This window comes from Pseudomonas sp. LBUM1655 (assembly GCF_059716085.1).
The window spans coordinates 3,481,141-3,504,015 of the sequence record NZ_CP166801.1; the positions used below are offsets into that span (position 1 = coordinate 3,481,141).

General features: G+C 62.7%; 9 protein-coding genes. All 9 read right to left on the reverse strand.

Annotated features, from left to right (window positions below; translation table 11 throughout):
* Nucleotides 1-121: 121 nt before the first annotated feature.
* Nucleotides 122-12,607, reverse strand: coding sequence for a filamentous hemagglutinin family protein (locus tag ACA074_RS15495; protein WP_497677301.1), 12,486 nt, complete (start codon nucleotides 12,605-12,607; stop codon nucleotides 122-124).
* 174 nt (nucleotides 12,608-12,781) lie between these two features.
* Nucleotides 12,782-13,885: a substrate-binding domain-containing protein gene (locus ACA074_RS15500; RefSeq protein WP_401266878.1), complete on the reverse strand. Its 1,104-nt coding sequence runs from the start codon at nucleotides 13,883-13,885 to the stop codon at nucleotides 12,782-12,784.
* Between the two features lie 462 nt (nucleotides 13,886-14,347).
* Complete coding sequence (gspF, locus tag ACA074_RS15505; protein WP_497677302.1) at nucleotides 14,348-15,559, reverse strand: type II secretion system inner membrane protein GspF; 1,212 nt, start codon at nucleotides 15,557-15,559, stop codon at nucleotides 14,348-14,350.
* Entirely contained in the window at nucleotides 15,559-16,965 is a 1,407-nt protein-coding gene (gene gspE, locus ACA074_RS15510; protein ID WP_497614272.1) for a type II secretion system ATPase GspE, read from the reverse strand. The genes gspF and gspE overlap by 1 nt, the downstream gene beginning before the upstream one ends.
* Before the next feature lie 391 nt (nucleotides 16,966-17,356).
* On the reverse strand, nucleotides 17,357-19,735 hold the full coding sequence (gspD, locus tag ACA074_RS15515) for a type II secretion system secretin GspD (protein WP_497677303.1): 2,379 nt from the start codon (nucleotides 19,733-19,735) through the stop codon (nucleotides 17,357-17,359).
* A complete protein-coding gene (gene gspM / locus ACA074_RS15520; RefSeq protein ID WP_497677304.1) occupies nucleotides 19,732-20,280 on the reverse strand; it encodes a type II secretion system protein GspM in 549 nt (182 codons plus the stop codon). Before gspM ends, gspD begins: the two co-directional genes overlap by 4 nt.
* Complete coding sequence (gene gspL, locus ACA074_RS15525; protein ID WP_497677305.1) at nucleotides 20,273-21,448, reverse strand: type II secretion system protein GspL; 1,176 nt, start codon at nucleotides 21,446-21,448, stop codon at nucleotides 20,273-20,275. The genes gspM and gspL overlap by 8 nt, the downstream gene beginning before the upstream one ends.
* Nucleotides 21,445-22,401, reverse strand: a complete 957-nt coding sequence (gene gspK / locus ACA074_RS15530; protein ID WP_497677306.1) for a type II secretion system minor pseudopilin GspK — start codon at nucleotides 22,399-22,401, stop codon at nucleotides 21,445-21,447. The genes gspL and gspK overlap by 4 nt, the downstream gene beginning before the upstream one ends.
* 8 nt (nucleotides 22,402-22,409) lie before the next feature.
* Nucleotides 22,410-22,868, reverse strand: coding sequence for a type II secretion system major pseudopilin GspG (gene gspG, locus ACA074_RS15535; RefSeq protein WP_187678581.1), 459 nt, complete (start codon nucleotides 22,866-22,868; stop codon nucleotides 22,410-22,412).
* Between the last annotated feature and the right edge of the window lie 7 nt (nucleotides 22,869-22,875).

Sequence of the window (22,875 nt, forward strand, 5' to 3'; positions counted from 1 at the left end):
CCTGACACACTGCTATCGCGAGCAGGCTCACTCCTACAAGGTATTGCGGCCAATCAAAAGTTTTCAGCAGACAAAAAAAGGGCGACCAACAGGCCGCCCAAACGTACTACACGAGAGTCTTTTACAAGGTCAGTTGCCCGCGTTCCTCCTCGGTCAACTGCTGTTTCGCCTGTTCATCCAGCGCCCCTGCCCCCAGCACTTGCACCGGACTGTTCGGGTTGTAACCCGGCGCCTGTGTGCGGCTGGCGCCATCGCGGGACGGGGCCAGTTGCTCATTGCCGAAACTCAACACCTGCACGGTGAATACCGACGCCTGGTTCTGCCGCGCTGCCGCTTGTTGCTGACGCGCGACATCTTCGGCGGCCTGGGTGGCAGACGATGCGGCGGAACTGGCCGAGGTGATCGCGCCAGTGTTGACCGCCGAAACCACCGGCACGCCGGTCGCCTTGCCCTGCACCGAGATGTTGGCGGCGTTGACCACCGTCAGCGCGGCGATGTTGACGTTGCCCGACACCCTAATGCCCGCCTCGCCCGCATCGATGGTGCCCAACGGCGCGATCAGATCGATGTCGCCCGGCTTCACTTCCGCAATCGGATTAAGCGTGGCGATACCGGCACCGGTGCTCGGCACCGATGGCGACAGCGACACGTTGCCCCAGGTGTCGTAAACGCGTTTTGGCGGTGTGTAGACCACAGTGGTTTTTGAGCCGCGACCGGCGTTGATATCACCCTCGGCCGACCAACCGAGAATCGAGCCGCCGAAGGTGGTCATGATCCGGCTCTGCCCCAGCAAAATGCTGCCCTGCGAATAGAGCTGAATATTGCCCGAGCCCTGGGTGATGATCCCCGCCGTCGAGGGCGGCGCCGCGCCTTCGATGCCGAACACCTGACCACCGCCCGGGGTGAGCATCTGGATATCGCCGCCGAACAGGGTCTTGACCCCGGCGCCGCCGTACAGGGTGATATCGCCGTCGTAGCGGATCGGATTGCCCGCCACATCAACCGTCGGGAACAACGACGCAATGGCGTTGCGACCACGCAGATAACTGCCCTGACGCGGCCCATCGACATCGTTGTATTCCAGGCCACCGGCACGCAGTTCGGCGAAGTACACCTGGCGGGCGAAGATCGCCTGCTCGGCGCTCGGCAGTGCGGCGAAGAAGGCTTGCGCCTGTTCTGCGTCACCACTGAAGTCGTAGCCGAGGGTCAGCCAGCTCTGCAATTCGTCCACGTAGGTCTTGACCACTTTGCCCGGTTGAGCGCTCAACGAGGTATCCGGATTGGCGAGATTCTGCGTGTTCAGATACCGGGCGATGAAGCGCGAATAGTCCGGACCTTGTGCGCCCGCGCCAGCCTGCAACACCACGCTCGCACCCGGCCGGTTATCCCCCGCCACCACCGGCCCTATGCTGTTGATGCTGGCGCGATTATCCATAAGGATGTTGCGCCCGGCATTCACGTCCAGAACCCCTGGCCCCGCGATGTCGAAATTGCTGTAAAGGATGTCGCGCCCGGCCGAAACCCGAGAGACATCGCTTGGCCGACTGTGCACGAACAGATTGCCCGTAGACTGGATCTGTTCGTTGTTGCGCCCCATGCCTCCGGTGGGCGCAAACGTGGGTTGCCCCAGGTTGGTACCGGACGCCACGATGTCGCGCCCCGCCACCATCCAGACCGGGCCTGCCGATTCATACCAGGTGCGTTTCGTGGTCGCGAACGCCAGCGTTTCACCCGTGCGAATACCCACCAGATCACCGGTCAAGGCATAGAAGCGCGCCGGCCCCTGAACACTGCTCAAACCCGAGTAGCTATCGGGACCAAAAGCAAAGAGTGGATAGCGCGAATTGGTCTCCGCCAGCACACCGTCACTGCCGGCGTTGGTCATGATCGGGCGACTGAATGTGTTGTTGCCGTAGCCATTGAACGCAGGCGTAAACGGTGTGGCGAGCGCCGATGGGCTGGCACCCGACTGGTTGATGGCGTAGCCCCCGGCATAGATCGAATCACCGGCGATCAGTTCGAGCTGCCCCGCGTTCGAAGGCGCCAGCAGCAGCGAATAGGTCAAGGCCGGTGCTGCGTTGCCTACACCGTAAGCCGCTGACGGCCCGAGATAAATCGAACCCTGGCCAGCGACGGCGCGCAGTATCGACGGGATCACGTAGCGATCATCGGTGGGCGAAGTGTTAAGCCCGGCGACAGGACCCTGCCCAGTGGTTTCCAGCAACTGGGTGTTCGGCGTCAGGTTGCCGCCCGCCGAGAACAAATCGATGGCGGTGTGATCAGTCCACAGCGAAAAACCAGTCAAGCCGCCACCGGCGTGGTAAACGCCATCGGCCGTGGTAAACGGTGTGGAGTTCTGCAAACGCACACGGCCTGGGTCAGTCGCACCACCCAGTACCAGATCACCTCGGGTATTGAGGCGCATGCCCGAGTCGCCGGGAATCAGCACCACCCCGCCACTGGCATTACTGGCCGTCGAATTGAACGGATCGAAGGCACGCGTTTCCCGTGGATCGTGAAACAGCGCGGACGCGCCGTACTGCAGATTGATCCCGCCCAATGCGGCGCCCGTCAGTTGTGCTGCACCGCGCAGGTTGATGATCGCGCCCTGCAAGTCATGCGTCGGCGTGCCGCTGCCCGACAGGCCGGCACGTGCTTGCAGAGAGGGATTGAGGGTGCCACCCAGACGAATATCCAGGTCGCCGCCGCCGGTCAGTTGCAGGTTGCCGTCGCTGTCCACGCGCCCCGTGCTGCCGACAGCCACGATCAAACCCTGACTGCGAGGGTACGACGCATACTTGTCGTCCCCCATGGCCTTGAGCATGCCGGCATCCCCGGCGGCACTCAGGCTGAGGTTACCGCCGCCCAACGTGCCGAATCCGGTAAAGCCCACCAGATACGGTTTGCTTTCCACGCCCTGTTCTGGCAATGGCTGCGCTGCGTAGCTGCCGAAATTGATCCACCAGGCCGTCGGCACATCGTTGTTGCCGGTGCCCTGGCGCCACAGCCAATTGCCCACCGCGACGCTTGGAACCTGCTCACGGGTACCGTCGCCCGTGCCGACCGCACGACGACCGAGCACATCACCGGACACCGACCCGCCGGCATTGATCGTCAGATTACCGCCCATCTGCGGATACCAGGCCTGGTAAAGGCTGGCAGTGCCGCCATCGACCCATTTTTCGGCATCGCTACCGGCGCTGCCCAACACCGAACCATCAGCCGACAAGCGCCCTCGCGCCTGGTTGTAACGCGCATCAACGTTGCTCGATTGAGTGCCGGCGGTGTACACGCCAAAAGGTGAAGCCATGCTCACGTTACCGGCAGCCATCAGATCCAGGTCGCCGGTGCCGGTGCGCAAAACGCTGAACATCTGCGTATGGGCTTCGGCGCTCTTGCGGGGATTGTTTTCAATGCACAGCGCCGGATCGATGGTGCACCAGAACAATTCGTCATCGTTCATCGGCGTGTAATCCGGCATGCCCATCCAGTTACCCGGCGCCCACACCGTGCGCGCCATCGGCGCACAGGCGGCTGGCGCGATGTCACAGAGCACGAGGTATTCCTCGGGAACCGGCTCGAACGGTGTAAAGCCATACTCGTTACCCACGGCCCAGACCAGTTTGCCGGCCACCTCGACCATGGTCAGACCGTAATGGGTGTCCGCCAACTGCAAATGACCGGCGCTGGCCTGAGGCCTCACGGAACGGCTGTCGGCCGCCGAGAGATCAGCCCCTGCCACCATGCGCATCGACCACGACGCACTGCCCGCCGGCAGCATGCTGGCGATGGCCCAGTTGCGACCTTGTTGTGTGCCGTTGGAGGGACGCAGATCCAGGAACACAGTGCCATCCGCCAGCTTCACATCGGTCATGGAGGGAATCAGCGAACCACGCAACAGCTCCAGCGTGGTGCTCAGCATGACACCGACCGTTTTATTGTCGGCATCGACAGCGCCCGGCAGCGGCACGCCTTTGGGCCAGAGCAGGGCCTGCAATGCGGTGGCGTTGTTCAGGCGGATACCCGCGCCCAAACGACTGCCGGCCGGCAGGGTCACACCGCTGTCGAGCAACGTGCCAGCGGCATACAGCAGATTGCCCGCCGCGTCGTGTACATCGCCGGCCAGCACGGTTCCGGCCAGAAGCGTATAGGCTGCGGCCAGCGTGCCCTGTGCGGGTAACACCGTGCCCGCTGCCAGCGTGGCGGCCTGAATCGGCAAGTCGTAGTTCAAGGTGGCGCCGACCGGGAAAAGCGTACCAGGGGCAAGGCTGACCCCGGCGCCCGGCACGATGAGGTCACCACCGAACGGCTGTATCCCCGGCACCAGTTTCCAGCCGGCGTCGTCCACGGTTTCCGGCGGCGGCGCAAAACCATCGTTGATGCTGCCGTAGATATCGAGGTTGCCGCCGGCACGAATCAACAGGCTGCCCGCTTCGCCGCTGCCATACACCGAGGTGCGGCGAGTGTGCGGGTTGAGGCTGGCATACCGGTAGCCGGACAAGTCGAGGTCGCCCTGCACCACCAGATCACCCTCGGCGGTTTTGCTGACGATTTCGACACCCGGTCGCAAGTGAAACACATCCGTATAGGCCGCATTGTTAAGGCCGGCCAGTTTGCGTTGCAGCAGATCACTGTTGTTCAGCGCCGCATTGATAAAGCCGTCGCTGTCCGTGTGAATGCGGTCCAGGTAGGCCTGATCGATCACTTGATACGGACGACCGCTGGCCGCCGGGTCGGTGCCGTCGGCGGCATCGCTGTAGCGACGCACGGCGTTCAGCCCAATAGAGCGGGCACCTTGAATATTGACGGCACCGCTGGCATCGATGGCAATGTCATTGCCACCCAGGCGTGGTGCATTCAGTTCCAGCGTTCCCCGCGGCAAGCCATCGCGTTGTCCCGCCAGGTTTCCAGCCAGCGCATCGGTGCCGTGGCGCAGGTCGATTCGTGCGCCGGCCGCCAATGTCAGCACGCCATCACCGGAATTGAGTTCGACCATGGCCCGGTTCGGGGCGTCGATGATCTTGCCGTAGCTGTCGACACGCAGTACGCGGCCATGGGCATCCAGCACCGCGTTGCCCGTCAGGCTCAAACCGTTTTTGCCGGCCAGGCGAATGCTGCCGACCCGCTCGCCACTGGCATCGATCAGCCCGGCCACGGTCAGGCTACCGCTGTCCACCGAGACATTGACCTCGCCTGCTTTGAGCTCGTTACCGATGACCAGATCACCCTGCTTGAACTGAAAGCTGCGACTGCCGGTCACCCCTCCCGAATTAAGGCGCTGGTTGAGGCTGGCAAAGGCCTGGCTCAACTCGCCGTCCAGGCGCTGGGCACGAATGTCCACCCCCCCGGCCTTGTACGGTACCCACGTGCCGCCGGCGTCGTAGTAGCCGCTGCTGGTGCCGACAATCTGCCCTTGCAGATCAACCTGTCCGGCGCCGCTGGCCAGCGCCACAACGCTCAATTGACCGGCCTGATTATTGACGGCCGACAGATCGATTCGCGAACCGGCCGACTGACGAATAGTGCCGTTGTTGCTGTGCAACGACACATCGCCGCCCCAACTGTATTTCTTCACATCGTTGAACGGCAGAACCCGACCCGCCATGTCCACCTGCGCGCCGCCGCCAAGGATCAGATCATCCTCGGCATTGACCAGCAGTTTGCCGCTGGCCAGCACGATGCGGCTGTCGAGCACAACGCTGCGTGCCATCAGACTCAGTTGCGCACCGAGGGCATCCGCCACGGCCGTTGTCGCGGTGCCGCTGAGGGTCAGGTGGTTGCCGGCCTTGAGTTCACTGACCGAGGCGGCTTCCCCGGTCAACAGTGGCGTGCGCAGATTGAGATTGCCGCCGCTGTAGCTCAAACCCGTGACCGCGTCGTAAGCCCCTTGGGACTCGTACACCGCCAGGCTGCCCTTGTGGTTGGCGGTGATGCGCTCGCTGGCATTGAGGTTGACGTTGGCAAAACCCAGGGTCAGGCGGTTGTTGAGATCCAGCCCGTTGGGTTGCGGATTCGGGCCATAACCCAGTTCGATCCGCTGCGCTTGAATGTCCAGCGTGCCGTGCCCGTTACCGGCGCCATCCGTGACCACCGTTCCCGGAGCCTGAGTCGCCCCGTTCCAGATCAGATTCCGGGTGCGGATCGTCGCCACGTCACTGGCCGCGCCCGAACCGTAAATGGCCGGGGTGCCCAGCACCAGATTCTGCAAGCGGCTCTCGCCGGTCTGTGGGTCGAGTGTGTCGAGGGTAACGCTGCCGAAAAAGTTGAACGCATCGCGGGCCACCAGATTCAGGGTTTCCAGGGCGGGTGCGCCAAATTGCGTGTCGCCCTGCAACAGCCGATCCAGCACGTTCTGGTTAAGCGTCAGGCCCGCCGGCATACGGCCGCTGGCCGCTGCCAGTGCTTGCGTACTGCCGGCATTGACCACGCCAACCGACAGTCCGAGTTGGCGGGTGCCGAAGCGCACGCTCTCGCCCAGTTCGAAGTCTTTGTCGGTGGCGGCGATGATGCTGCCGTTGGAGTACAGCAACGCCGGGGCGGTGCACTCAGCCGTCGGACAGTTGCCGATACGAATGCTGCCACCTCCGCCCCCGGCAGGCGCAAGCACCGGCGTCCAGCCGTTGGAGACCACCAGCAGGCTGGAACGCTCCGGTACATAGACGAAACCGGCCGCCGCATCGTACGGGACGGCACCTCGTCCCAAGGTATTGATGCCCGCTCCCGCATCAATGGTGATGCCGCCACTCTCGCTGTTGGTGCTCAAAACAACTTCCGGCGCTGACAGGATCGCGCCCTCCCGCAGGCGGATGGCGGAGGTATTGCTGAGCACCTTGATCGAGCTGCCCTCCGAGCCGTAATACACGGTCGGGGTGCCGCCGATGGTCAGACGTCCGGCATTCAACCCGTTGAGGGTGTCGGCGTACAGCGATACACCGGCGAACCCCGCCGTTCGCGTATGCCCGGCACCGAGAATCTCGAACTCACCGCCGGTATAACCGCCCTGGACGACCGCAGTGCCGATGACCCCGCCGTCGGCAGGCTTGAACAGCACTTGCCCGTTGAAGTCCAGTGCCGAGTCATGGTCGCCACCGCTGACCATGCGCAGGTGCAGCGTGTTGCCGTCCAGCGGGGTGCGGGCGCGTGGCAGACCGCGTCGCGCAGCATCGTTGAGCACAAATTGGGTGAACCCGGTTTCGTTGTACTGCGAATAGCGCCGCAGGACATCGGCCGACGTCACAGTCACCTGGTTGGGCAGGCTGTCGCGAATACCGGTGTTGGCAATCGACATCTGCCCGGCCGTGGTCCACGAACCATTGCGCAACTTCAACGCACTGCCCATGGGACCGGCAATCGCCTGACCATTGATTTCGACCCGGAAGGCACCGGGTAACAAGGCAAAGGTCGATGGCAACAAGGTGTAGGTGCCTGGCGCCAGCCCTGCGATACCCGCCCCGAGAGTGATTTGCTGGCCGATACGCGGATCGACTGCACCGGCCTCGGCCAGCATCGGCGCGTAGCGGCTCTGATCACCGGCAACGATCGCATACACCGGGTTGCTCGCCAGCCCCGGCAGACTGAAGGTGCCATCGGTGGCATTGCGTACCAGCGGATTGAAACGCGCGTCGGTAGAGCCGCCTCGCCCGGAAACGAAACCGGCCCCGCGCAAATCGCCGCCACCCGAAAGATCGATCAGCGCTCCGGCCTGCACATCGGTGTATTGCGCATCGAGTATGACCCCGGAGGCCGCACCGGCGATGCCATTCAGAATCACCGACTTGCCGTTGTATTGATAGTCGATGCCGTCGGTGGTGCCACCATAAGGCATGACCAGTCCGGCGGCGCTGACAGACGTCACGCTCCCCGGCAGCAGATGAAGCTCACGGGTTTTGACAAGGATGTCGTCACCCAAGGAGATCAACCCCAAAGGCGCACGAATGACGCCACCCTGCTCGATCTGACCTGCACTGAGTGTCAGGCTGCCGAACACCGAATAAGGCAGTGTGGTCGGCGCTGGCCCGTGGCTGCCGATACGCAACGTATGCTCCGGCACCGATCCGGCCTGACTCTGATAGCCCACTCGCACTTCAGCCGAGACGCCGCTGGCCGGGTAGATTTGCGCAGCCCGCAACTGCATGTCACCCGGAGTCCACAGACGGCTTCGCTGCTGTTCATCGGTCGGCGCGAGGAATCGCATATCACCCTGGCTGTCGAGCGTCACCAGACCGAAGCCACGTCGGCTGACCGCAAGCGCGGGTGCGCCCGATTGCACGAGGGTCCCCTCGGTACCGAATGAAAGCGAGTTGCCCAGGTCCAGCAGGTTCGCGCTGGCATTGAATTGCGCGCTGGACAAGTGCGCGGTCGGGTTGCTCAGGACCCGTGGACGAATCTTGGCGTCCGAACTCAGGTAAGTGCCCGGCCCTGACAGGCGCAGATAAGGTGCGCTGAGATTGATCCGGGCGCTGTCTTTCGCCGACTCGGCCAGGGACAGGGAACCGGCGAACAGACTCAGGCTCTGCCCCATGTGCAGGTCGACATCGCCATCGAATGTCATCAGTCCATTGCTCAGCAGACTCACGCTATCGAAGCCGCCGCTCATCAACTGATCAGCACTCAAGCGCGTACGTCCGTAGCGCAAAAGTGGCGAGGCTTGCCCCGCTTGCAGCGCCTGCGGCAGTGCCTGTGCCGGCCCTTGGCCGATGATCAGTTCCCGTGGCACCCGTACCGCATTGCTCAAGTTCGCAGCACCGTACGCCGGTGTATCCAGAGCAATCTCCAGACGCCCGCCCGCCGCCCCTGCACCACCGGCATTGGCCTGCAGGCTGCCCTCGATGAACAGGCCATTGTAGGAACTCAGGGTGATCCGGCCGCCATCGGTGGCTACGCGAGCGGGACCTTGTCCGCCGTTGTCGAGGACGGCTTGCGTACCGGACGCGTCCAGGCGCGCACCCTGACGGACGATGACATAAGCGTCGGCGGCGGTCGCAGTGATCTTCTTCGCATCAATCTCGCCACCGAGGATGATCGAGCCACCCTTGCCGACCTGGCCGTAGACGCGGCCCAGCGCATCAACAGCAGTCGCTGCCCGGCCGGCCACGTCGAGCACGGCATGTTCACCGATCCAGATAGAACGGTTGTGTGCCGTCGGATCGGCCTCCTGCAAGGACGTCGCCACATCAATCGAACCGAATTGCTGTTGACGGATATCGATGGCGCCGCCCCAGGCGTTGAGTTCCCCGTCAACCGTGATCTGACCGGCCCCGCGCACGCTGATGCGCTGGCCGGGATCGACGCTGATACGTGCGCCCTCGCCAATCGACAACGGGCTGTTGGCGGGATCAATCAAGCCCACTAGCGTCCCGCCTGCCTGTAAGGCGACAGAAGCGCCGGCCCTTTGCGTCAATACGCCCTTGAGCGGGTTTTCCTGGAACAGCGAAGGCGTCCACAGCTCAAGCGCCGTGCGCGGCGACGTACCGGAGGCAAGGGTCGAGACGGATTCGCCGAATCGATAGACCGGCATCAGCACATCGACGGCGGTTTGATCGGCCACTTCCAGGCCCTTCAGACCGATGATGTTGTAAGCGCTGAACCCCGTGCGGAACAGCTCCGGAGTCAGACGCAAGGTCTGTTCATCGGTAACTTTGCCGGAGGACCCGATCAGGACCTTGTTGGCCTGCACGGTCAGCGTACCGCCGCCACTCACGCCATAACCCTGCACATCGCCATCGAGCACCATGCGTGACTGGCCGGGCGCACTGTTGGCGCTGGCTTCCAGGGTCACGTCGCCGCCCTTGCCGCCCCGTGTCTTGCCGTTGGCCAAGACAGCGCCGCCCGAGGTGACATCGACCAGACTGCCGCCGGCCAACTGAATGTCGCCGCTGCTGCGGATCGACACCGTCCCGCCATTGAGGTAGGCCAGGCTGGCAGCGTCGTCCGGGCTACTCAACAGGTTGCTCCACAGGCCGCGAGTCTGTAGCTGCACACCTTGCGCAACCGTGACGCGAGCCTGCTGGCCTGCTGGCACCTGGAGAGCGGTGTCATCACGCCGATCCGTGGCGAGCTGGTTCAAAACGTTGCCCAGATGCAGGCTGCCGCCCTGCGCAACCAGATCGGCATTGATCTGCACGTCAGGGCTGAACAGGGTGATGTCTGCCCCGTGATCCACCGTCACGCCGTCATTGACTTCAATCGTGTTTTTGGCCGAGATCTTCAGCGCCCCCAGCTGGAAACCATTGAGCAGCCCGGCATCGAGAAACAGTTTGCCCTGACGCTCTTCAGCAACCGCGTCTGTCAGCCCTGCGCTCACAGCGCTGGCACGCTCGCCACCCACCTGCACCTGATCGAGCAACGGGTTGAGCTGATAGAGCACGCCCGCACTGGCGGCAACATAAGCGGCGTCGTAACTGCCAATGACCAACTGCCCGCGCCGCGCCCGGGCGGTCTGGGCCTGGGCATAACCGTCCAGGCCTGCGCGCGGTGCCTGGTTCTGCCGTTCGCCCTGAAACACCTCACCCAACAACTGGCCGTCCAGCACGGCGTTGCTCGTGGCGATCACCAACTGTCCGGCGTCACGGCCCACGGTGTACCCGGCTTCCTGACGACGTGTCGGCGCGATCAGCGGACTATAGAAATATTCAGTCTGGCCCCAGCGCTCGCTGTGACTTTCGTAACCTTTGTAAAGACCGCTGTAGAGAATATCGCCCGGCGCACGCGACACTTCGTATAACCGCCCGTCCGTACCGCGCAGCCAACTCTGGCGAATCTCGCCGCCTTGCACATCGAGCGTGCCGCCGGACACATTGATCAGCGAACCTTTTTCGCTGATCACGTCATTCCCGGAAAAACGCACCTCGCCGCCCTGAGCCATCCATTCACCGATACCATGGCCCTGAGTGCCAAGGTATCCGCCGACCTCCAACAAGCCACCGGCGGTGTACCAGCGGTCGGTAGCGTAACCGTTGGTGCCGGCCGGCACGAACACCAGTTCGCGGACATCGACCCAGATATCGTTACTGTTGAGCGCACCCTTCTCGCGATTGACCGGCGCATCACGCTGCTCGTTGCCCTGCACATTGATCTTGATGTTATTGGCGTCCATGGCCACTTTCACGCCCAGCGCGCCGGACACGTCGACCACCGCCCCCTCGCGCAACAGACTGCGTCGTCCGGCGGCGACCGCCACCTGCCCGCCGGTGGCGAGCGTGATCGAGCCGCTTTTGAATTCGACGGTACCGCCACTGCCGATATCAATCCGCGACTGGTCGCTGCGAATCCGGTTATTGGCATTCACACCGATCAACGCCGCCTCGCGCTGACTGTCCAGGGCAGTCAGATCGCTGCTGTCGAGCAAGATCGCACTGACGCTGCCTTCACCCAGCGTCACACTGCCTTGAGCATCGCTGGCTGGATTGAGCAAATGCACGGTGCCGCGCGTCGCGACCGAGGTGCTCGCCAACAGCACGCCGTTCTGCCGAACGTCGCGGCCGGTCAGGGTGATATCGCCGGTAGACGCCTGAATCAGACCGGTGTTGCTGACCTTGCCAGTGCTGTCAGCCTTGAAACCGGGAATGACTTCGCTGCCCAAAGTGGTGGAATAACCATTGCCTTCGGTGCCCGAGCCCTTGCGGATGTAGAAACGGTCGCCCGCGCCCAGCACTGTCTGACCTTTGGCCGTGCTGATAGAACCGTCGTTGTGCACTTCCTGGCCAAGCAACAAGGTGTAGCCACCGGAGTCGGTCGAGAGCGCAGGTTGATGCGTTTGTATCGACGCGCCACGCTCCACCAGGACTTTGCCAGCGGCGTCGGTAAACGTCGGCTGACTGCCGGTGCTGTCGAAATACAGACCCCGATCGCGAAACTGTGCATCGCTCATGTTCGCGGCTGCCGCCACCAGATTGCGCACATTGACCTGACTGCTGCCGCTAAACACGATGCCGTTGCGGTTGATCAGCATCACCGTGCCGTCCGCTTTGATCTGCCCCTGAATCTGGCTGGGCCGTGCGCTCGGATCGTTGACGCGGTTGAGCACCGCCCAGTTGGACTGCTGGGCAAACTCCACCGTGGTATTGCGCCCGACGTTGAAGGTTTCCCAGTTGAGAATCGCCTTGTCGGCGGTCTGCTCGATCTTGACCGTGGTCTTGCCGTCCGCCTGGGTTTGTTGCGGGCCTTTGGCGTTCATCCAACCCTGAGACAGGCTGTTATCGACCTTCAGGCCGCCCTCGCCCAATCCATCGGGAACGACCTGCACGCTGCCCAACGCGGCGGCACGTCCAGCGGCTTGTGCCGCCTGCTGAGCGGCGATCGCCGCCACGGTGTTATTGAGTGTCTGCAAAGAACGCTGCAGCTGCTGGCTGGCCCGTTGCTGCTGCGCCAGCGGCGGGGTCATCCCCGGCAGACCGCCCACACCCGGACGCGATGCCGCCGCCTGCTGCGCCGCCCCCTTGGCGGCAAACCAACCGGAACTGAACGCCGTCGCCGCTTCGGCACTGCCCGCCACCAGACACAAGGCGACGGCTTGCGCCAATGGCTTGAGCAGCCACTGTGCGGGATCGCCCACGCCACGTTTGATCGGCTGGATACGGGTACTGCGACGGGAGGTGCGAGCAAGCATCACTACAGGTCCTTTTGGGTGGCAGGTCGGATCAGCCCTGCTGTTACCACATAGGCGGTTGGCGAGCCTCACGACCGAACGGATGTCACACAAACTTCATGATCAAGGTGTAAATCGGCAAAAAAAAGCAGCAGCCCGAAGGCTGCTGCCGTTTTATTGCGCTTGAAACGAGGCTTACTGAGGACGACCAATGCCGTTGCAGGCGTTGGCGTTGTTGATGTCCAGGTTGTTGCCCGAGGTGTTGGTGATGAAGTTGGCGGTCACAGCGGTTTTCCAGTTGTTTGGAACCGGCGTGAAGCTGTGAGCGACGGTGGCAACGTTGTTGCCCGGGTTGCTGTAGTGAGTGGTCAGGAAGGCTTTGACATCAGCAGCCACGGCTGCGTCCTTGTAGCACTGGCCGAAGATGAAGTTGGTGTAAGCCACGATTGGATAACCGCTGGCCGGGTTAGGCACGACTGGCGCCCACTGTGCAGGGTTGGAAGGCGTGGTTGGCAGGGCTGCGGTGCTCAGCGCCAGCGTCACGTTGGCGTTGGTTGGCTGAACGCCATTGATGCGGGCAACCACGGCATTGCTGGTGGCATTCACGCCGTCCGGACCGACATAACCGATGGAACCGTCTACAGCGTTCACGGCAGTCGCTACTTCAGCGGTGTTGGCTACGCCAACCCAAGTCGATGGCAGTGCAGAACCGGCTGGCAGACGAGCGTTGGTGAAGGTGGAGTTGACGGCGAATTTGCCTGGGCAGACGGCATTCAGGTGGCGGCTGAGGATTTCAGTGGTGCCACTGGAAACGCTGCGGTAAACCACACGGATCGGCGTGGTGTCGGCGGTGCCCAGCAAAGTGCCCCAAGTGGTCGCGGTGCCCGAGAGCGCATCGCACAGTTGAGCGCTGGTCAGGTTAAGTGCGGTCTGACCGGTTTTTTTGTAAGGAATGGCAACCGACGTGGCCACCGATGGCAACTGGATCAGCGGACCGTACGAAGTACCGAAGTTGGTGGTGTAGGTGCTCAGTTCCGAAGCGCTGAGGATCGAGTCGCTACCGGCGAAATGCACAGTGCCGGTGGTGCTGAACTGTGCAGCGTTGTTGGTCAGGAAAGCACTTTTGCCGACGCCGCTACCGGTCACGGCGTAGCTGAAGTTGGCAGGCAGGATGCTGTTGGCAGAGCCTTTGTACAGAGCGGCAGGCAGTGAAGCGCCACCACCGGTAACGGCCATGGCTTGAGCGGAGGCCAGAGCGGCGACGGTCAGGGAAGCTGCGATCAGAGTGCGCTTGAACATGAAGAATCTCCTTTTCAACGTTGGTGTTTGAACACAGGTTTTCAGGGAACTTGCATGAAACCGGGAGGACTCACCGGGCCCTCGCTAGCGCTGGCCTTGGTTAAGTCGCACTGAGAAATTCGCAGTTTCCGGTGACAGATAAAGGAAAAAACCTCGGGAGGTGCGCGGTGATTTTCGGGGGGATTTCTCGGGTGTTCAGGGGGATATGCGCAGCGTCTGGATCAAGGCTTTGGCTGAATCGGGCTGGAGCCGCTGAAAGGCCGTTGCAGATGACAGAAAGGAGAACCCGAGGATGGTTGAGACAACGGTCGGGTGATGCTGAAGTCCTGGGAAAAAATCTGGATTATTTATTGCCCTGACTGGCCCCATCGCGAGCAGGCTCGCTCCCACAGGGTTCTGTGTTGTGAAGTAAATTGCATTAACAACTTCAGCCCAGACACCACCAAGGCATCAGGCATATCACTACTGCACCAACTGATTGATCTCAATGATCGGCAACAACACCGCCATCACAATCACCAACACCACCCCGCCCATCACCACAATCATCAGCGGCTCAAGCAGCGCCGTCATGCCCATCGCCCGGCGCTCGATATCCCGGGACAAGGTTTGCGCCGCGCGTTCAAGCATCGGCGGCAGCGAGCCGGTTTTCTCGCCGCTGGCAATCAAGTGAATCAACACCGGCGGAAACACATTCTCCACCCGCAACGCTGCCGCAAGGTTCACGCCTTCGCGCACCTTGGCCGTGGCATCGCTGACGCTCAGGCTCAAGCGGTCGTTGGATAAGGTCTGTCGCGCCGCTTCCAGCGCCCGCAGCAACGGCACGCCAGCACCACCGAGAATCGCCAGGGTCGAGGCGAAACGCGCGGTGTTCAGGCCCAATATGAAACGCCCGAACAGCGGCAACTTCAGCACCCGATGATGCCAACTCAGGCGCGCCGCCGGATTACGCAAATACAAACGCCAACTCCAGAACGCCCCGGCCATGACCGCCGCACACAACCAGCCCCACGCCCGAATGAAATCACTGGCGGTGAGCATTGCCAGCGTCAGCCCCGGCAGATCCTGCCGCGCCTGGGAAAACGCACTGACCACCTGCGGCACCACATAACTGAGCAGGAAAATCACAATGCCGATCGACACCAGCCCGACCACGCCCGGATAGATAAACGCGGTGAGAATCTTGCCGCGCAGGTTATTACGCTCCTCGATGTAATCGGCCAACCGCTCCATCACCTGCGCCAGATCGCCGGACTCTTCCCCCGCCGCGATCAACGCCCGGTAGATCTCGGGAAAATCCCGTGGTCGCGCCGCCAGCGATTCGGCCAGTCGCATGCCGCTGCGCACGTCGGCACGCACGGCGCTGAGGGTGTGGGCGATGTGCTTTTTCTCGGCCTGCTCGACCGTGGCACTCAACGCCGCTTCCAGTGGCAGACTGGCGCCGAGCAGGCTCGCCAGTTGCCGCGTGGCCCACGCCAGATCGTTGTCCGAGAGTTTCGCGCTGAACAATCCACCGCCGCCATGCTGGGCGACATTGCTTTCCTTTTGCACCGACAACGCGGTCAAACCTCGCCCGCGCAAGGCACTGAAAGCGGCCGTCTGACTCTCGGCCTCCAGATGCCCGAACTCGATCTTGCCGGTCGCGTCGGCGGCTTCAAAACGATAGCGATTCATCAGGCGTCCCGTGTCACACGCAGAATTTCTTCAGGCGCAGTGGCGCCGCTGCGAATCCAGCGCTCACCGTCCTCGCGCAGGCTGAACATCCCGGCCTTGGCGGCAGCCGCGCGCAAGGCCTGCTCCCCTGCCCCTTGGTGAATCAGCGTGCGGATGTCGTCGTCGATGCAGAACAATTCGTGAATGCCGGTGCGGCCGCTGTAACCGGTGTGATTGCACGCTGCGCAACCGACCGGGCGCCAGGTGCCGGGGCTGGCCGGATCTTCCTGTTTGCACTGGTTGCATAGCCGTCGCACCAACCGTTGCGCGAGCACGCCGAGCATCGACGACGCCAAAAGAAACGGCTCCACGCCCATGTCGATCAAACGGTTCACCGCCGACACCGCGTCGTTGGTGTGCAGCGTCGCCAGCACCAAGTGGCCAGTCAACGAGGCCTGCACGGCGATTTGGGCGGTTTCCAAATCGCGGATCTCGCCGATCATGATGATGTCCGGGTCTTGCCGCAGAATCGCCCGCAGCGCCAGGGCAAAGGTCATGTCGATCTTGGCGTTGACCTGAATCTGGCTGATGCCCGGCAAGTCGTATTCCACCGGGTCTTCCACGGTGAGGATGTTGCTGGTGCTCGCATCCAGCCGCGCCAGCGCCGCGTAGAGGCTGGTGGTCTTGCCGCTACCGGTCGGCCCGGTGACCAGCACGATGCCGTGGGGCTGGCGGATCAGGTGATCGAGCTTGGCCAACACCTGCGCGTCCATGCCCAACGTTTCCAGATGCAAACGCCCGGCCTGTTTGTCGAGCAGCCGCATGACCACCCGTTCGCCGTGGCCCGTGGGCACGGTGGAGACGCGAATATCGATCGGCCGACCCGCCACACGCAAAGCAATCCGACCATCCTGCGGCAGGCGTTTTTCGGCGATATCGAGCTGCGCCATGATCTTGATCCGCGACACCAACGCACCGTGCAAGGCCTTGCGTGGCGAGACCACGTCACGCAGGGTGCCGTCGACCCGATAGCGCACCACCGAATGGGTTTCGAACGGTTCGATGTGAATGTCACTGGCCTCGTCGCGGGCGGCCTGGGTGAGCAAGGCGTTGATCATGCGAATCACCGGCGCGCCGTCCTGGGTGTCGAGCAGGTCGGTGATCTCCGGCATGTCCTGCATGAGGCGATCGAGGTCGACTTCGTTTTCGGCGGCACCGACCACAGCGGCGGCGCTGCCAGTGTCGGCGTAAGCACTGGTGAGCAACCCATCGAGTTCATCGTCGCGCACCCGCTCGACCTTGGCCGCACCGAACTGCCGGCGCACCTCACTGATCGACCAACCCGGCGTCGACGGGCACACCGTCAACACCCCGTCGCGCAGCAGAATGCGTTGGGCCTTGGCCCAGGCGTAAGGCAACGAACTCATGAAGTCGCCCTCCCCGATTGAATGCAATTCCCAATGGCACTGAGATTTCCTGTGGCAATGAGATTCCCTGTGGCACTGAGATTTCCTGTGGCACTGAGATTCCCTGTGGCAATGAGATTCCCTGTGGCACTGAGATTTCCTGTGGCAATGAGATTCCCTGTGGCACTGAGATTTCCTGTGGCAATGAGATTCCCTGTGGCACTGAGATTTCCTGTGGCACTGAGATTCCCTGTGGCGAGGGGATTTATCCCCGATGGGCTGCGCAGCAGCCCCAAAACCTGCAATTCCGCTTTGCCAGATGCACCGCGTCTACCGGACTTACGACTGCTGCGCAGCCGGTCGGGGATAAATCCCCTCACCACAGGATTCACTGCAACTTTGGGATCGGCGCTCATAACCGTGGGCCTACTTTGATCGGCACGGCTTTGATGGTCGCACGGGGTCCCGAAGCCGGAACCGAATCAGGAACCCCTTGCGCCGCCGCAGGCAATTGCGGCGCCTGCATATCGGGCATGGCCCAGCTGCGCTCCGGTTGCAAACCACCCTGTGCGCGGCGCATGAAGTCGTAGCGATTGAGCGTAATGCTGCGCCCCGCTTCGCTGTCGCGAATGATGTACGGGCGCAGGAACACCATCAGGTTGGTCTTGCTGATCGCTCGCCGTTCGTTGCGAAACAGCGCGCCGATGCCCGGAATGGTCGACAACCACGGCACCGCGTCATTGCTCTGGCTGTAGCCATCCTGCAGCAAACCGCCGAGCACCATGATCTGTCCGTCATCGAGCAGGATGCTGGTGTCGATCGCACGTTTGTTGGTGACGATACCCGCCGAGGTCGAACTGGCGGAGGCACGTTCGTCAATGCTGCTGACTTCCTGATAGATGTCGAGCTTGACCGTGCCGCCCTCGGAAATCTGCGGACGCACGTTGAGCTTCAAACCCACCTCCTCGCGGGTCACGGTCTGGAACGGGTTGTTGCTGGTGCCACCGCCGCCTGTAACGTAGCTGCCGCTGACAAACGGAATGGTCTGGCCGACGAAAATACTCGCCGCTTCGTTGTCCAGCGTCAGCAGATTCGGCGTCGACAGCACGTTGGTGCCGCCCTTGCTCTTCAAGGCCCGGGCCAGCACCTTGAGGTCGAGAATCTTGCCGATGCCGGGAATATCGACCGTACCGTTGACGTAGCCGAGGTTCAAACCCTGCGGCAGCGCATCAATGCTGGTCTTACCGCTGAGATTGAATCCGGAACCACCAAGATTCGCGCCACCAATCACGCCGTTGCCTCCCAGGTTGCCGGTCTGCCATTGCACACCGAACTCACTGGCATCGTCCTCGCCGACTTCGACGATCAGACTTTCGATCACCACTTGCGCACGGCGCTGGTCGAGCAAGTCGATGACTTCACGCAAGTTGCGATACAACGGCTCCGGCGCCGAAATCAGCAAGGTGTTGGTGGTCGCGTCAGCCTGAATCGTCACGCCACCAGCGCTGAAGGCGACGTTTTGTTCGCTGGCCTGAGTGCCGCTGCTGCCGGTTGGGCTGCTACCCTGCGCATAACTGCCGCCAGTGCTGCCATTGCTGGAGGTGGTCGAGGTCGTGCCGCTGGTTTGCGTGCCGCTCTGAGCGCTCGAACCGCCATTGCTACCGTTGCTGCCCATCGCACTGAGCACCGAACGTGCACTGTCACTGGTGCCGCTGTCGCTCTCGCCAGTGAGCAAACCGCGCAACGCCTGCGCCAGTTTCGCCGCTTGCGCGTTACGCAGATACACCACATGCAAGTTGCTCGGATTGCTTTGCGCGTTGTCGAGTTTGTAGATCAGGTTGCGCGCCAGCTCGGTACGTTCGGGACTGCCGGCGCGGATGATGATGGTGTTCGAACGCGGATCGCCAATCACGGCGATTTTCTGCGTCGGGTCGTTGCCCGGCGCGTCGAGCAAATCGGCCACCATCGGTGCGATGTCAGCGGCAATGCCGTTCTGGATCTGCACCACATCAGTGTCGATGGCGCTCTGTGTGTCGATGCCCGCGATCAACTGCGCAACCCGATTGAGGTTCTCGGCGTAATCGGTGACGACAATGGTGTTGTTGCCGGGGTAAGCGTTTATCGGGTTGTTCGGCGAGACGATCGGCCGCAGCACCGGAATCAGGTTCACCGCGTTCTCGTATTGCAGGCGAAACGTGCGCGTGAGCATGCCGTTGCCGGCAGGTTTGTCCGCGCTATAGATCGGCCCGCCAAGCAGTTTCGCGTCGGCCTCCGGCACCACCTGGGCGACGCCACCGACATCGACCACGGCGAAGCCTTGCATGCGCAGCGCCGACAGCAGCATGTCGTAAGCCTGACGCGCCGGCACCTGCCCCTCTGAAACCAGCGTCATGGTGCCCTTGACCCGTGGATCGACGAGAAACTGCTGGCCGGTCGAGCGCGATAACGCGCGCACCACCGCTTGAATATCAGCATCGACGAAATTCAGCGTCACCGGTTGCTCGCCCAGTGGATTGCTCGGCAATGTGGTTCCGCGAGCAGCGCCACCGCCACGGCTGCGCTCGGTGATGTTGTGCAATTGCTTCGGCGCCGGCCTGGCTTGGGCCTGCGCGCGCTCCCGATCCAGTACCGCGTCACCGCTGCGCTGAGTGTTGGCCAATGGCCGACCGAGTTCGCTGTCGACCAGCAACGGCGGCTGATTCGGCGGTGTGCTGGTGTTGCTGCACGCGCTCAACGCCATCAGCAGCATCGGCAGTGCCATGCGTGCCGGTTTGGACCTTGACTCCTTCATGAAGCTTCCTTAGCGCCCAGCGCCTGATCCATGCGAACGGTGCCTGACAAAGTGCCGGCAGTGACTTCGGTCGAAGCGTTTTCCGCGCGTTGCAGACGGGCCTCGACCACTTGCAGAGAAAGTTGCGACGGCTGGCTCAGCAGCCAGTCGAGTACCGCATCGGCCGGCGCGGCGTCTAAGGTCAACTGCCATGAACCGGCATCCGCCGCCTGTAATTGATAGTGCCCGGCCAGACCACTGGCCTGCAGGGTTTGCTCCAGTGTCTGACCGACGCTTTGCCCGTTCGGGCGCACGCTGACGTCACGCAACAGCACTTCCAGCGCTTCGGTCTGGGCGCGCAGCTTCGGGGTTTCGGTTTGCCAATAGCTGATTTTTTTCAGCGGTGGCTGGATCAGTGCCACCCAGACCAGCAGACCGAACAGCGCGATGGCCATGCCCGCGACCATGCGTTTCTCGCGCAACGCCAACGGCTGCCAACGCGCCTGTAACTGGCTGTTGAAGCGCTGCCAGCGGGCGCGGTACATCGCAAGCGCGGCCTTATTCATCGTCTGCCTCGCTGCTGTTGTCTTGGTTTTCACTGGTGCTGGCTTCGGCCGGGCGTAAGGTCCAGCCATCGTCATCGGCCGTCACGCTGATCCCGGCCTGAGTCAGGGTGCTTTGCCAATCCTTGTCATTGCCGGAGCGACGGGCATCGCTCGACAGGCTCAGTTGCAACGTCCCGTCGACATAGGCCAGACGCTCGACGCTACCGGCCATGAACGGCATGCCGGTGCCCGCCTGCAACACCAGGCGACTGAAGTTCTGCGCCGGATCATCGACCGCGCCTTGCTGCCGCGCCGCCAGTTGCTGGCGGGCCTGCTGCAGCGGGTTGAGGATCACCGGCAACTCTGGGAACGCCTGCTTCACCCGTAGACTCATTTGCGTCTTGAGTTGCTGCCCCTGACTGGCCTCGCGCGCGGCATACAGGTTCAAACCGATCACCCACACCGCCACGGCCAGCGCCGCCAACCCAAGCGCCCGCCCCCAACCACGATGTTCGGTAACTTGCTGTTGCAGCACACCGTGCAAGCCCCAACCCGGTACCGGCCCGGTCCAGCGCTGGGCTTCGCTCATCGGCAGTTCGGCACCGGGTGGCGGCGCGGCGCCGATCCAGTGCAGCGTTACGCCCGGCTCCCACAGCGTGTTGTCGACGCCTTCATCAAACAACGGTTGCACCCGCGCCGATTGCAGACTTTCGCGCAGCAACAGATGGCCGTCCTGCACGCACGCGACCATGCCCGGCAGCACCGGCAAACTGTACGCCGCCGGGTACAAACCGCGCAGGTTCAGGCCGGATTGCTTGAGTAGCTGCGCAAGGTGCAGCAAGTGTTGACGCGGCGCCCACGCAATCTGCACCCGCCCCGCTTCATCACGCGGACTGTGGGCGATGTGCATTTCGCTGCTGTCGCCGAGCATCAGCGCCTGCGCCGCGCATTGCACCGCCGCTGCGGTCTTGTTGGCGGGCAGCGGCGGCAGATCGATACTCGCCAGCAGGCTGTCCGCCGGGTGCAGAAAACACAGCAGCGGCGGCAGTTTCGGCAACTGAATCAACTGCGCCAACGTCAGCCAGTCTTCACGGCTGACCTGGCCCTGACGATCCAGCCATGCGCAATTCACCGTGCTGTCCAAGTCCAGTTCCGCCAATGGCGGCAGCGCAACCCTTAACTGAGTCATACGCCCACCCGCGACCAGATCACCTGCGGCAAACGATCCTGGCTGCGATGCAACAACGCCTCGAGGCTGACCCGGCGCTGCTCGCGTCGCGCTTCACCGCGCAGGCGAAACCAGTCGCTGGTGATGCCGATCTTGACGCTGCTGACTTCCAGATTCGGCATGCGCAAGCGGTTGACGAAGTCGCCACGGTTGATAAACCAGCGCCCGGCGTCACGCTCATTGATCAACGCCTGCGCACGCTCCAGCGACAGCCCCGGCACATACGCCGCCAGCACCGGCGCGGTGGCCGTGTTGCCGTTGACCCAGGTGGTCGCGGGAATCACCGTCAGGTAAGGCGCCAGTTTGCCAATCACCGCGTCATTCACGCCGTCGACGCTGCGCAAATCATCAAGACTGCGCAGCATCGGCAACGTCGGATTTTGGGGTTTGCGCGAGGCGTTGGGCAATGTGGCCCGACCGCTGTCGACGCCGTTATTGTTCTCGGCCATCTGCGGATTCAACAGTCGCGGGTACGACTCGATCACCCGCTGACGGATGCGCTGACTCAAACCGGCGCTGATCCCGATCAACTCGCACAAGCGCTGAAACGCCTGCACCTGCGCCTCATCAATACGCTCGTTGGCCACCAGATTGCGTAGGTTGAACTTGCCCTGCTCGTCTTCCAGCCGCCCCTCGAAACCCTGCGCCACCAAGCGCTGCGCCCACGGCTGATCGAGCCGGGTCAGCGGATCGCGCTGGCGAGCGTCCCACAATAATTGGCGACTGATCTCCACGCCGCCCTGCACAATCCAGCGCCCCTGCACGCGCTGCTGATCGGCCTCCAGCGCACGGGTCGACACGCTCTGGCGGGTCAACATGCCCGCCGCAATCACCGCCACCACGGCGGCAATCAGCAACGCGCTGATAATCGCCATGCCTTGTTGCTTCGCCAGATCAGGCGAACGTCTGTTCATGGCCGGCCTTACAGCTGCCAGGAACCGATATCGGCATTCACGCCGTCGCCGTCCGGCTGACCGTCGGCACCGAGCGAGAAAATGTCGATCTCGCCGTTGGCGCCCGGGTTGAGGTACTGATAAGGACGGCCCCACGGATCATTCGGCAAGCGCTCCAGGTACGAACGCCAGTTGCTGTTCTTCGCATCCGCCGGCCGCTCCACCAGCACTTTCAAACCCTGATTCATGCTCGGGTAAGTGCCATGGTCGAGGCGATACAGCTTCAAGGCCTGCATCAAACCGCCAATGTCCTGCTTCGCCGCCGTCGCCCGCGCCTGATCCGGACGGTCGAGCACCTTGGGCACCACCATCGCCGCCAGAATCCCCAAAATCACCACCACCACCATGATCTCGATCAGGGTAAAACCCTGCTGCCCACGGGGCTTGCGCGGAGACTGCTCAGGCGGTTTGCACGGTGCGATATCCATCTCGACA

Coding starts and splice junctions, on each gene's coding strand:
- gspM (WP_497677304.1), bottom strand. CDS start 20,280: ATGAATAAGGCCGCGCTTGCGATGTACCGCGCCCGCTGGCAGCGCTTC.
- gspL (WP_497677305.1), bottom strand. CDS start 21,448: ATGACTCAGTTAAGGGTTGCGCTGCCGCCATTGGCGGAACTGGACTTG.
- gspF (WP_497677302.1), bottom strand. CDS start 15,559: ATGAATCGCTATCGTTTTGAAGCCGCCGACGCGACCGGCAAGATCGAG.
- ACA074_RS15500 (WP_401266878.1), bottom strand. CDS start 13,885: ATGTTCAAGCGCACTCTGATCGCAGCTTCCCTGACCGTCGCCGCTCTG.
- gspD (WP_497677303.1), bottom strand. CDS start 19,735: ATGAAGGAGTCAAGGTCCAAACCGGCACGCATGGCACTGCCGATGCTG.
- gspG (WP_187678581.1), bottom strand. CDS start 22,868: ATGGATATCGCACCGTGCAAACCGCCTGAGCAGTCTCCGCGCAAGCCC.
- ACA074_RS15495 (WP_497677301.1), bottom strand. CDS start 12,607: ATGCTTGCTCGCACCTCCCGTCGCAGTACCCGTATCCAGCCGATCAAA.
- gspK (WP_497677306.1), bottom strand. CDS start 22,401: ATGAACAGACGTTCGCCTGATCTGGCGAAGCAACAAGGCATGGCGATT.
- gspE (WP_497614272.1), bottom strand. CDS start 16,965: ATGAGTTCGTTGCCTTACGCCTGGGCCAAGGCCCAACGCATTCTGCTG.